This is a genomic window from Acinetobacter sp. AR2-3 (genome assembly GCF_001878775.1).
Classification (GTDB): domain Bacteria; phylum Pseudomonadota; class Gammaproteobacteria; order Pseudomonadales; family Moraxellaceae; genus Acinetobacter; species Acinetobacter lwoffii_D.
The window spans coordinates 90,733-102,325 of record NZ_MJIQ01000052.1 but is presented as its reverse complement, the minus strand read 5'-3'; the positions used below and the strand labels follow the sequence as shown (position 1 = coordinate 102,325).

Sequence of the window (11,593 nt, the reverse complement as noted above, 5' to 3'; positions counted from 1 at the left end):
CAATTGGCATAAGGAATGGAAGGTCAATTGCACGCTCTGGCTCTGGAATGTAAGAGTCAAGTGCTTCAACAAGCGCAACTACCGCTGGCTCGCCGTATTGGCTGTCATCACCGTTAAGCGCAAGAAGAGCAGAACCACGAATTACTGGAGTGTCATCACCCGGGAAGTCGTAAGTAGAAAGAAGTTCACGAACTTCCATTTCAACTAGCTCAAGAAGCTCTTCGTCGTCTACAAGGTCGCATTTGTTCAAGAATACAACGATGTAAGGTACACCTACCTGACGAGAAAGCAGGATGTGTTCACGAGTCTGTGGCATAGGACCATCAGTCGCAGCACACACAAGGATCGCGCCGTCCATCTGAGCAGCACCAGTAATCATGTTTTTAACATAATCGGCGTGACCCGGGCAGTCTACGTGAGCGTAGTGACGAGTTGGAGAATCGTATTCTACGTGTGAAGTATTAATTGTAATACCACGTGCTTTTTCTTCTGGTGCAGAGTCGATTGCAGCGTAGTCTTTCGCTTCGCCACCGAATTTCTTCGCACATACAGTTGCAATTGCAGCTGTTAAAGTTGTTTTACCATGGTCAACGTGACCAATTGTGCCCACGTTAACGTGTGGCTTATTACGTTCAAACTTAGCCTTAGCCATGAGATCTTCCTTTTTAAACTACTCATGCAGGATCACTGCATGAGCACTTGGGTTTAACTATGAATTAGTTTGGGCTTATAGTAATCGAAAGATTACTCGTCGTCACCTTTTTTACCGCCAGATTGGAACTTAGAAATGATGCCTTCAGCCACGTTACGTGGAGTTTCAGCATATTTAGCAAATTCCATAGAATAAGTCGCACGACCTTGAGACATAGAACGCATAGAAGTTGCGTAACCAAACATCTCAGCCAATGGAACTTCAGCACGAATGGCTTTAGTACCACCAGGAAGATCGTCCATACCCTGAACCATACCACGACGACGGTTTAAGTCACCCATGATATCGCCCATGTAGTCTTCTGGAGTTTCTACTTCAACTTTCATGATCGGTTCAAGAAGGATAGGATCCGCTTTCATGAAACCATCACGGAAGGCATAAGAACCCGCCATTTTGAACGACAATTCGTCAGAGTCGACGTCATGGTAAGAACCATCAAACAATGTCGCTTTAATGCCAACTACTGGGTAGCCAGCCAAAACGCCATTCTTCATACGTTCTTGAATACCTTTGTCAACCGCGCCGAAGAATTCTTTAGGTACAACACCACCTACAACTTCTTCAACGAATTCGTAATCTTTTTCAGACTCAGGATCCATCGGTTCTAAACGTACATATACGTGACCGAATTTACCCTTACCACCTGTTTGACGTACGAATTTACCTTCTTGCTCAACAGACTTTTTGATCGTTTCACGGTAAGAAACCATTGGCTTACCAATGTTAGCTTCAACACCGAATTCACGCTTCATACGGTCAACAATGATGTCAAGGTGAAGCTCACCCATACCAGCAATAATCGTTTGACCTGATTCTTCGTCTGTACGAACGCGGAATGATGGATCTTCCTTAGCTAAACGCCCTAAAGCGATTGACATTTTTTCTTGGTCAGCTTTAGTTTTTGGTTCAACAGCCAATGCAATTACTGGCTCTGGGAATTCCATACGCTCAAGTGTGATGACATTTTTCTCATCACAAAGTGTATCACCTGTAGTTACATCTTTAAGACCTACACATGCCGCGATGTCACCCGCACGAATTTCTTCAACGTCTTGACGATCGTTCGCGTGCATTTGCACGATACGGCCGATACGTTCACGCTTAGCTTTCACTGGGTTATAAACAGAGTCACCTTGTTTAAGTACACCAGAATAAACACGTACGAATGTCAAGTTACCCACGAACTTGTCGTTCATAATTTTGAACGCAAGTGCGGAGAACGGAGCTTCGTCAGATGCTTCACGAATCGCTTTAGTTTCAGCTTTATCGTCAAGAACACCTTCGATCGCTTTAACTTCTGTAGGCGACGGCAAGAATTCAATTACAGCATCCAACATACGTTGAACACCTTTGTTTTTGAATGCTGTACCACAAAGCATCGGTTGAATTTGACAAGCCAAAGTTTGGACACGTAGACCAGCAATGATATCTTCTTTAGAAAGATCGCCTTCTTCCAAGTACTTGTCCATGAGTTCTTCAGAAGCTTCTGCAGCCGCTTCCACCATGTTAGTACGCCATTCAGTAGCAGTATCAACTAGCTCAGCTGGAATCTCGCCATATTCGAACTGCATACCTTGAGATGCTTCATCCCAAATGATCGCTTTCATTTCGATTAAGTCGATAACGCCTTGGAAGTTTTCTTCAGCGCCGATTGGTACAACGATTGGCACTGGAGAAGCGCCTAAACGAGTTTTCATTTGCTCAACAACACGGAAGAAGTTTGCACCTGTACGGTCCATCTTGTTCACGAATGCTAAACGAGGTACTTGGTATTTGTTCGCTTGACGCCATACAGTTTCTGACTGCGGCTGAACACCACCTACAGCACAGTAAACCATACATGCACCGTCAAGAACACGCATAGAACGCTCAACTTCGATCGTGAAGTCAACGTGTCCCGGGGTATCAATTACGTTGATACGGTGTTCAGGGAATTGCTTAGACATACCTGACCAGAATGTAGTTGTCGCAGCAGAAGTAATGGTAATACCACGTTCCTGCTCCTGTTCCATCCAGTCCATTGTTGCTGCACCATCATGCACTTCACCGATTTTGTGAGATACACCTGTGTAGAACAAAATACGTTCTGTAGTCGTGGTTTTACCAGCATCAATGTGCGCAGAAATACCAATATTACGGTAACGAGAAATTGGGGTTTGACGTGCCATGATTTCTTGCATTCCTAAATTTTGTTGTTTAAAACAGGACGCTTTAAGCTGCATAGCAACTTAAAGCGCTTTGGTGACAGAACCATGACGGTCTTATCACCCTCCTGAATAGGGCCTGTTTTATCTGCTTAGAAACGGTAGTGAGAGAATGCTTTGTTGGCTTCAGCCATACGGTGCACATCTTCACGTTTCTTAACCGCAGCGCCTTTGCCTTCAGATGCATCAAGCAACTCGCCAGCAAGACGTAAAGCCATAGTTTTTTCAGAACGCTTAGCAGCAGCATCTACTAACCAACGCATCGCTAGAGCAGTACGACGGGATGGGCGTACTTCCATAGGAACTTGGTATGTAGCACCACCAACACGGCGTGCTTTTACTTCGACCATAGGACGAACTTTTTCAAGAGTAGTCTCGAAAAATTCAACTGGGTCTACTTTAGATTTTTCTTGAACGCGGTCTAAAGCACCGTAAACGATACTTTCAGCAATAGATTTTTTACCATCTTGCATTACGTGGTTCATGAATTTAGCGATTGTTTGGCTGCTGAACTTAGGATCCGGAAGGATTTCACGAGCAGCGACTACGCGACGTCTTGGCATTTTAAACTACCTATAAAGATGACACTTCAGGTTTATCCAGCATGAGTACAAAGTGTCATGTACTACTCGCTGGCCTTACTATACGTCGCTTGGAATTTTCACAAAATTAATGCAGAAATCAGACAAGCGAGACGATAAAGGATTGCGGTTCTACGTTCTTAAAATTTAATTCTTAACGAATTATTTCTTAGGACGTTTAGTACCGTATTTAGAACGAGACTGGTTACGATCTTTAACACCAGCACAGTCTAAAGAACCACGAACGGTATGGTAACGTACACCTGGTAAGTCTTTAACACGACCACCACGGATAAGAACAACACTGTGCTCTTGTAGGTTATGGCCTTCACCACCGATGTAGCTAGAAACTTCGAAACCTGAAGTTAAGCGAACACGGCAAACTTTACGCATTGCTGAGTTAGGTTTTTTAGGTGTAGTTGTGTAAACACGTGTACAAACACCACGGCGCTGTGGACAAGCCTTCAACGCAGGAACTTTAGATTTTTCAACTAAAGTCGTACGACCCTTGCGGATCAACTGATTTGTTGTTGCCATTTGGCAATTCTCCCGTTAATAAAAAGCCCCAAAAAACTACTACTTTTTGAGGGCATGCAATTGTAATTCAAGATGCAAAATTGGTCAACCTACTCAAGCCAAGCAAATGCCGTTTCTCACGACATTTACTTGCTTTTATTTACCTTCAAAATTCGCTTATTTTTTTGAATTTTTACCAGCTTTTTTGGTCACGTCTTGAGCTTCAGATTTAGTTTCCGAGTTTTCTTGATCCTCTGCACCCTGCTGTGAAGTCTCTGTAGCAGCTTCCGCCTCGTCAGCAGCTTCTGGATGCAGTTCAGCTTCGATTTCCGGATCAAATGAAGTTTTGGATAAAGCCGGTTGTTGCGACTGCTTATCTACCGCAGGTTCAACCAACTCATCGTTGAGTGCCTCCAGCCCTTTACTCACCTTTTCATCTTTCTTCACTTCTGCTTCTTCAGAGCTTAGATCATTCTGCTCTTTTTTGACCAGCTTGACTTGGGTAATCGTGTTATTGCCTTCAATCGCAATATCTTTATCCATGATCGGCTTATCTTTCGAAAGCTCAACTTCGTGAGAGGCACCATTTAGGAGTTTCGGAGTTGCCTGTTGTAACAAACTGGCTGCTTTTTCATAGGCAGCATAAGGAGACAATTGCGAATCCTGATGCTGAATCAGGTATTGACGTGCATGCGAGAATGCTTCCTGAGCTTTCTGATTTACATCCTCGACAAAACGATGGCTATATACAGCGCCAATACCAGCACTCGCCAGAGGCGTCAGTTTGGTTAATCGCTCCAGAATCGAAATTTTTGGCAGATGATTCATCCATTCCCATTTAGCCTCTCCCTCATGACGACTTAACCATTGCTTGATGGCGCTGACATCATTATCAGAACCTAGCATGGCTTGTAACTGCGAGATATCATGAGTTTTAAGTGTATTACTTAAAGCTTTTAAACCTAATAATAAGGTCTGTTTTTCCGCAATCAGGCTCAGGTCAATCTGTCTAAAGATATGCTGAACGATTTCCTGATCATCTTCTTTACTCAGGTCAAAACCATAAGAGCGACCGACTTGATAGATGGTACGCAATGCCATGAGCAAAGAGGCTGGAATATCAATGGCAGTACCAAGCATCCCTGAAGCACCACTTACTGCACCCTGCACCGTTGCAATCCATTTGTTTTGTTCACCTAAAGCCTGTGAAATTCGCTTGGATCGATCGACGTCCTGAGTGAGTTCCTCTAAATCTTTCGCTCCCGCTTCATTCAGAATGGCATCAACCGAACTGGTTTGATTACTGAATTGATTGAGACGGTCATAAAAGTAGTTAGACACTTTTTCGGTTAAGTCTGGAGAAACAAAATGCGCGACATTATTCACGGTATTAAAGCGGCGCCCGAGAAGTTGACGAGACACATTTGGAAGATGCTCACGAAGCATTTGCTGAGGATTGTCATATTTTTTAGCTGAAAAAGCGCTTTTCGTCTTCGCCGAACCGTCAATCACCTGATCGGAGCTGGAAGGCTTCAGCGCTTTAGTCACCGAATCCGGCGCAACATGATTCAATAAATCCAATCCAGTTGAACTGAACTTTTTCGCCACTCCAAAGGCATTCGAAATCAGACCATTAGATTGTTTATTATTAGCATTTACCATTTTTTACCTCAGCATTCATGTGCTTGTATTTGGTATAAATACTAGGTGTAGTCAACGTTTATCTCAACTTTATTCTGTTTCATTTAGTAAAACCCCTACATGCCGACTCACAAACTCAACCGACTGTCACACGGCATAACATTTGCCATAAGATTTCAAAAGTCTTTCTGCTATCATGTTCCCCATCATGAAATAAGGCTAAGCGCTGGATTGGGCGATTTTAAAACCCAGATATCTGCGCTGAGCATAGAGCAAACTATAAGGATCTGTAGATGAAACGTGTTGTCATCACTGGCATGGGTATTAACTCGTGTATTGGTAATACATTAGAGGATGTAAACCATTCTTTACAAAACGGGATTTCAGGAACACGTTTTAATCCGACTTATGCTGAACTCAATTTCAAAAGTCATGTCAGTGCTGCAGCCGAGCAGGATTTCGACGGGATCGACCGCAAACTGAAACGCTTTATGGGCGTATGTGCGATGTATGCATATAACTCAGCTCTTGCTGCAGTTGAAAATGCCGGTTTAAAAGTTGAAGATCTAGCTGGCAACCCACGCTATGGTATTGCGGGTGGTTCAGGTGGCGGTTCAACTGCTTCCGTTATTGAAATGAACGAATTATTGCAAACCAAAGGTGCACGTAAAGTCGGTCCTTTCTTTGTACCACGTAATATGACCAACACCATTACGGCTAACGTTGGCGTTGCATTCAAATTACAAGGTGTGGCGCATACCATTACCAGCGCATGTGCAACCTCTGCCGATGCGATTGGTTATGCCTACAACCTGATTCAACTCGGTAAACAAGATTTAATGCTGGCAGGTGGCGGTGAAGAAGATCACTGGTCACAAAGCTTGTTGTTTGATGCGATGGGCGCACTTTGCTCTAAATACAATGACAGCCCTGAAACAGCATCACGCCCTTATTCTGCAGACCGTGACGGTTTCGTGATTGCCGGTGGTGGTGGTTTTGTGATCCTTGAGTCTTTGGAACATGCGCAAGCGCGTGGCGCAAATATCTTAGCTGAAGTGGTTGGTTATGCTGCAAACAGTGATGGTGCTGATATGGTTGCACCATCTGGTGAAGGTGCAACACGTTGCGTACTGATGGCTTTAGAAGAAGCAAAGCAACACGGTGTCGATAAAATTGACTATGTAAATACACATGGTACTTCTACTCCAGCGGGCGACATCACAGAACTTAAAGCAATGGAACGTGCTTTTGGTGAAGGTCAGGTTCCTCCACTCAGCTCAACCAAGTCAATGACAGGTCACAGTCTTGGTGCTGCTGGTGTTCAGGAAGCGATTTATTCAGTTCTGATGATGCAGAATGACTTTATTGCTCCAAACATCAACGTGACCGAGCTGGATGAAGGCGCGAAACCGTTTGATATCGTGCTTGAAAAACGTGACGCAAAATTGAATACTGTGATGAGTAACAGTTTCGGTTTCGGCGGCGTAAATGCTTGTCTCATTTTCAAAAAATGGGAAGGCTAAGCTGCCCAGTTTAGGGTGACTTGATGGATGCTCCTTCTGATGCTTTCTTGTGGGTAAAAGCATTACATATTATTGCAGTGGTTTGCTGGTTCGCGGCTTTGTTCTACTTGCCACGGCTGTATGTTTATCATGCCATGAGCGAAGATGCCGTCAGTCATCAACGCTTTGAAGTCATGGAACGTAAGCTGTACCGTGGCATCATGTGGCCAGCCATGTTGGCTACCTTGATTACGGCGCACTTTCTGGTCGACTGGGGTGATGCAACGCGTCACTATCATGAAGCCTTATGGTTTTACCTTAAAGTCGGCCTGGTCGGTTTATTGGTGATTTACCATCTGGTGTGTGGTTATTACCGCAAGAAGCTGATTGATAATGCACATTACAAGTCACACAAGTTTTGGCGTTATTTTAATGAGATGCCAACCCTGATCTTATTTGCAGTGGTGATTTTAGTCGTGGTTAAACCTACTTTCTAATTCACCTGCACAATAAAAAAATCCCCGATCAGTCGGGGATTTTTTTATGTCTGAATATTTAAATCTGCACACAGCTGTCCGTTTTAAGATTCAATTCAGAAAGTTTGTGTCTTGGAAATGACTGCACTATACATAACTCTTCCTCTTTTTGAGAAAATTACCTGTATTTTGAAAACTTGATTACTTTATTTTTATTCAATTTTTAATATAATATCTTAAAAATCAAAATACTATAAAAATGAAATCAGACTCATGTACACAACAAAAAAAGAGTAATCTGGATATTTCTGAACGGACTCTTTCCTTTAGCTAACACAAAAACAAGATCATGAAAAATAAAAGGTCAATTATGCAGAACTTTTCATCCGCAGAAATTAAAACAGCCTCAACACCTGAAGCTCAAAAATTATATTCAGATGCTGTGAAAAACTTTAAAAAATTGCATGGCCCAAAGCTTAAGCTTCATCAAAAAATAAAAGCTCGCTTTCATTGGATTTTTGCTATTGGCGCGATTTATCTTGTATGGAATTCTAATAATCCACAACTGACTATTTCTGTACTTTTTCTTGGGCTGTTTACATTAGACCTCTTTCATAAATCATTTTTTACTCAGCTCCAAGTTATAAATTCCAGCGATTAAACTAAATCTCAAACCAAGTCTTTTAGCTCTATTGCGATAACGTTCCGCAAGGATCTTAAAAGTTTTTAGACTGCCAAATACATGCTCAACCCCTATTCTTCTTTTATTGATTTCCTGATTATAGATTTTTAGTTCAGGATCCAATTTACAGCGTCTTTTGGCTTTTAAAGGCAACAGGCTATTGGGATACAAAGTATAAATCCCCTGATAACCTTTATCCGCAAGAACAAAGGCTCCTGAAGGAATCTGGTTTAAATTGCGTTTGAACAACTCGAAATCATGCACTGCACCGCGACTGGTACATAAACTCAGAATTTGCTGAGTCTTGTAGTGAATCATGGCCTGTACTTTAAAGGTATGGGTCTTTTTCTTGCCGCTATAGCTTTTCTTCTGTTTTTTTAGGCCTTTGGATTGGAATTTCTGTGGCATCCACGATCACAACATTCCAGTCGATGCCTTCGCCCTCGGGTAAATCTTTGGGTAAATTAAACAGATTGGATCGAATCAGGCAGTCTTCAACATGACGGACAATTCTTGAGGCTGTGGGCTCTGAAACCCCGTAACTCGTCGCAACGTGAAATAAGGTTCGGTATTCCCGCCAATAGCTCAGGCAGAGCAGAACCTGATCCTCCAGGCTTAACTTGGGCGGTCTGCCTTTGGCAGGGACATGTTTCTTCAATTGCTCAACCATCAAATAAAAAGTTGACCATGAGATGCCCGTGTATCGCTTGAACTGAGGATCAGAAAGCTTGTTTGAATCGATATATTTCATCCGCAGATTATGCACGAATGCCAAGAAATCTGGAGTGTAAATATTAACCAAAAAGAAGATCATTTTTTGATTTATGAAAGAGATCTATTAAATGAAATAGAGGGTTTGTATCTATGGCTATATGCTCGAAAAACACGAAAACAATATTCCGACCAATACCTCAAGACATTTGGCAAGATCACCAAAGTTTCAAAATATGATCCCAAATTAAAGCAGCTTAATATTGAACTTAAATTTTATGATTTAAAAAATGAAACCCATAAAAAGACTTTTAATATTCGCTATCCCGATTTCTTAATTTTACAACCCATAGAAGTTAAACTTGAACAACTTGTAGGTCAATCAGTTGAAGTGTGCCTTACACCTGATTTAGCTCTTATTTTACAAATACGTGCTTATCATCCCAACCCTGACGAATTGCCAATTTTCACCCATAATTTCCACAAACACCCACTGTGGCAACGGCATGAAAATTATCTACTGCACCCAAGTTATTTTTATCCAGAATCCATGTTATCGATTCATTTTATCCGCAATGAATACGCTGGAAATTTTCAGCTTGTCTTTCAAGATTTGAATCAGGATTTTAGTGTTAGCACAGCATCACCAAGTTTAGAGCAGATCGAAAATTATATTTTTGCCTCATATTCGGATTTTTTTATGAAGCATGATGCCTTACAGTCCGCTTATAGTGAATACCGACAACTTAAGTTTAGCAATGAGCCAATAAAAATCGAATTGTGGAAAAATCAGACTAAACCAATGTCAAATCAGGAAATTCAAGTCGTTGTAAAACAAAAAAAGAAACGTGTATTGGTATGGATAATCCCGTGTTTGCTCATCATCCTTTTATCATCTTTGTTTGTTTCGCCAGTAGCAAGGCTTGCATTATTTATTCTATGTATTTATACCTGTTTAATTTATTTCGAATATACATCCAATCAAAGTAAATTTTATCAGCGCTGTGTTCCTCAACTTTAATTATCTGAATGATGATTTGGCTTTTTTAGAAAATAGAGGAAGGATGATTCACAAATTATTCTGCTTACAATAAAAAAATCCCCGATCAGTCGGGGATTTTTTTATGTCTGAATATTTAAGGATTACCACGCTGACGCATACGCGGCTTATACAGCAAACGATAGGTCACTGCCAGAATAATTAACCATAAAGGACTGATCATCAGAGCCTTTAAGGTATCGGGTTCCAGACTTAAAATAATCAAGGCGAATAACAGGAATGTCAATACCACATAAGACATCCACACTCCACCCGGCATTTTAAAGGTCGAGGCGGCATGCTTTTGCGGTTGCTGCTTACGGTAACGGATGTAGCACACCATAATGATGCTCCAGATACTAATAAACAGGATCACACACAGCGAACTCGCCAGAGTAAAGGCTTCCATGGTGTTTGGCACAAAATACTGAAATGCTGCCCCCAACATAATAAAAGCACAGGAGAAAAATAACCCTGTGGCTGGTACTGCCCGACTAGATAACCGCGCCAAAGCTTGAGGCGCCTGTCCATCACGTGCCAAACCAAACAACATACGACTGGTCGAGAATACGCCACTGTTCATAGAGGACATCACTGACGACAATACCACTAGGTTCATGATAATGGCTGAAGTTGGAATACCGGCATACAGGAACAAACTCACAAATGGGCTTTGATCCGCAGGAATCAGATGCCATGGCGTGACCGACATGATCATCAGCAATGACAATACATAAAACAGAATGATCCGCGTAGGAATGGCGTTGACCGCTTTGGGTAAATTCTTTTCCGGATCTTTGGTTTCTGCCGCCATCGTGCCGAGCAGTTCCACCCCGACAAAGGCAAACATGGCAATCTGGAAACCTGCTAGAAAACCGGTAAAGCCTTTGGGAAATAAGCCACCATGTGCCCAGACATTACTAAAGCTGGCGACAGCGCCACTCGGTGCCTGAAAACCGCTAAACACCATATAGCCACCGACAAAGATCAAACCAAGGATGGCTAAAATCTTGATTAGTGCAAACCAGAATTCAATCTCACCAAACAGTTTGACCGTCACTAGGTTAATCGCGAGAATAAACAGCACACAACCCACACTAATCATCGCCTGCCCAATCGGGGTAAAAGCCATGCCTTCGGGCAGCCAGAAACTCAAGTAGTTAATAATCGCCGCGAGATCGGCAATCCCTACCAGCACCCAACCCAGCCAGTATGACCAACCAATATAATAGCCAGCACCCGGCCCGATCAGGTCATGGGCCATATCAATAAAGGATTTGTAATGCAGATTGGACAGCAGCATTTCACCCAACGCACGCATCAGGAAGAAGAACATGCCACCAATGATCATATAAATGATCAAAATTGAAGGACCTGCCAGGGAGATGGTTTTTCCCGATCCCATAAACAGGCCAGTACCGATACAGCCACCAATGGCGATTAACTGCAAATGTCGGTTAGAGAGTTTTCGTTGCAACTCATGCGGCGACGATTTTACGTCTTCTGTGCCCGGGGTGGTTTTCATTTTT

The 11,593-nt window shown here is 42.5% G+C and carries 12 protein-coding genes; 4 read left to right on the top strand and 8 right to left on the bottom strand.

The genetic code is table 11. The features are described from left to right. The 5 genes from BFN00_RS10260 to BFN00_RS10240 form a co-directional block, all read right to left on the bottom strand. Window positions 1-652, bottom strand: a 652-nt coding sequence (locus tag BFN00_RS10260; RefSeq protein WP_143115424.1) for a GTP-binding protein, incomplete at its 3' end; no start/stop codon positions are given. Window positions 653-744: 92 nt separating this feature from the next. Next, window positions 745-2,880, bottom strand: coding sequence for an elongation factor G (gene fusA, locus BFN00_RS10255; protein ID WP_071851492.1), 2,136 nt, complete (start codon window positions 2,878-2,880; stop codon window positions 745-747). A 128-nt stretch (window positions 2,881-3,008) separates the two neighbouring features. After that, window positions 3,009-3,479: a 30S ribosomal protein S7 gene (gene rpsG, locus BFN00_RS10250; protein WP_004279240.1), complete on the bottom strand. Its 471-nt coding sequence runs from the start codon at window positions 3,477-3,479 to the stop codon at window positions 3,009-3,011. A gap of 180 nt (window positions 3,480-3,659) precedes the next feature. After that, complete coding sequence (gene rpsL, locus BFN00_RS10245) at window positions 3,660-4,034, bottom strand: 30S ribosomal protein S12 (protein WP_002050319.1); 375 nt, start codon at window positions 4,032-4,034, stop codon at window positions 3,660-3,662. 156 nt (window positions 4,035-4,190) lie between these two features. Next, window positions 4,191-5,675, bottom strand: a complete 1,485-nt coding sequence (locus BFN00_RS10240) for an EcsC family protein (protein WP_071851488.1) — start codon at window positions 5,673-5,675, stop codon at window positions 4,191-4,193. A 272-nt stretch (window positions 5,676-5,947) separates the two neighbouring features. Between BFN00_RS10240 and BFN00_RS10235 the strand changes: the two genes are divergently transcribed. From BFN00_RS10235 to BFN00_RS10225, 3 genes are all read left to right on the top strand, one after another. Further along, window positions 5,948-7,177, top strand: coding sequence for a beta-ketoacyl synthase N-terminal-like domain-containing protein (locus BFN00_RS10235; protein ID WP_071851486.1), 1,230 nt, complete (start codon window positions 5,948-5,950; stop codon window positions 7,175-7,177). Between the two features lie 23 nt (window positions 7,178-7,200). Beyond that, the gene (locus tag BFN00_RS10230; protein WP_004279237.1) at window positions 7,201-7,653 is read left to right on the top strand and encodes a CopD family protein; all 453 of its coding nucleotides are present in this window, start codon (window positions 7,201-7,203) and stop codon (window positions 7,651-7,653) included. 349 nt (window positions 7,654-8,002) lie between these two features. Continuing rightward, entirely contained in the window at window positions 8,003-8,293 is a 291-nt protein-coding gene (locus tag BFN00_RS10225) for a hypothetical protein (protein ID WP_071851484.1), read from the top strand. Here the strand turns inward: BFN00_RS10225 and BFN00_RS10220 are convergent. Further along, window positions 8,252-8,722, bottom strand: coding sequence for an IS5/IS1182 family transposase (locus BFN00_RS10220; protein WP_071851482.1), 471 nt, complete (start codon window positions 8,720-8,722; stop codon window positions 8,252-8,254). The two genes, BFN00_RS10225 and BFN00_RS10220, sit on opposite strands and share 42 nt — an antisense overlap. Then, window positions 8,670-8,972, bottom strand: coding sequence for a transposase family protein (locus BFN00_RS10215; RefSeq protein WP_171260786.1), 303 nt, complete (start codon window positions 8,970-8,972; stop codon window positions 8,670-8,672). Before BFN00_RS10215 ends, BFN00_RS10220 begins: the two co-directional genes overlap by 53 nt. 102 nt (window positions 8,973-9,074) lie before the next feature. On the opposite strand from BFN00_RS10215, the gene BFN00_RS10210 reads away from it, so the two are divergent. Further along, window positions 9,075-10,046, top strand: a complete 972-nt coding sequence (locus tag BFN00_RS10210; RefSeq protein WP_071851478.1) for a hypothetical protein — start codon at window positions 9,075-9,077, stop codon at window positions 10,044-10,046. A 115-nt stretch (window positions 10,047-10,161) separates the two neighbouring features. Here the strand turns inward: BFN00_RS10210 and BFN00_RS10205 are convergent, their stop codons facing one another. Continuing rightward, complete coding sequence (locus BFN00_RS10205) at window positions 10,162-11,589, bottom strand: amino acid permease (protein ID WP_071851476.1); 1,428 nt, start codon at window positions 11,587-11,589, stop codon at window positions 10,162-10,164. Window positions 11,590-11,593: the final 4 nt, after the last annotated feature.

What these genes read in the sequence shown, in the direction of transcription:
- BFN00_RS10210 (WP_071851478.1), top strand. Translation starts at nt 9,075, where the DNA reads ATGCACGAATGCCAAGAAATCTGGAGTGTAAATATTAACCAAAAAGAA.
- BFN00_RS10220 (WP_071851482.1), bottom strand. Translation starts at nt 8,722, where the DNA reads ATGCCACAGAAATTCCAATCCAAAGGCCTAAAAAAACAGAAGAAAAGC.
- BFN00_RS10235 (WP_071851486.1), top strand. Translation starts at nt 5,948, where the DNA reads ATGAAACGTGTTGTCATCACTGGCATGGGTATTAACTCGTGTATTGGT.
- rpsL (WP_002050319.1), bottom strand. Translation starts at nt 4,034, where the DNA reads ATGGCAACAACAAATCAGTTGATCCGCAAGGGTCGTACGACTTTAGTT.
- rpsG (WP_004279240.1), bottom strand. Translation starts at nt 3,479, where the DNA reads ATGCCAAGACGTCGCGTAGTCGCTGCTCGTGAAATCCTTCCGGATCCT.
- BFN00_RS10205 (WP_071851476.1), bottom strand. Translation starts at nt 11,589, where the DNA reads ATGAAAACCACCCCGGGCACAGAAGACGTAAAATCGTCGCCGCATGAG.
- BFN00_RS10225 (WP_071851484.1), top strand. Translation starts at nt 8,003, where the DNA reads ATGCAGAACTTTTCATCCGCAGAAATTAAAACAGCCTCAACACCTGAA.
- BFN00_RS10240 (WP_071851488.1), bottom strand. Translation starts at nt 5,675, where the DNA reads ATGGTAAATGCTAATAATAAACAATCTAATGGTCTGATTTCGAATGCC.
- fusA (WP_071851492.1), bottom strand. Translation starts at nt 2,880, where the DNA reads ATGGCACGTCAAACCCCAATTTCTCGTTACCGTAATATTGGTATTTCT.
- BFN00_RS10230 (WP_004279237.1), top strand. Translation starts at nt 7,201, where the DNA reads ATGGATGCTCCTTCTGATGCTTTCTTGTGGGTAAAAGCATTACATATT.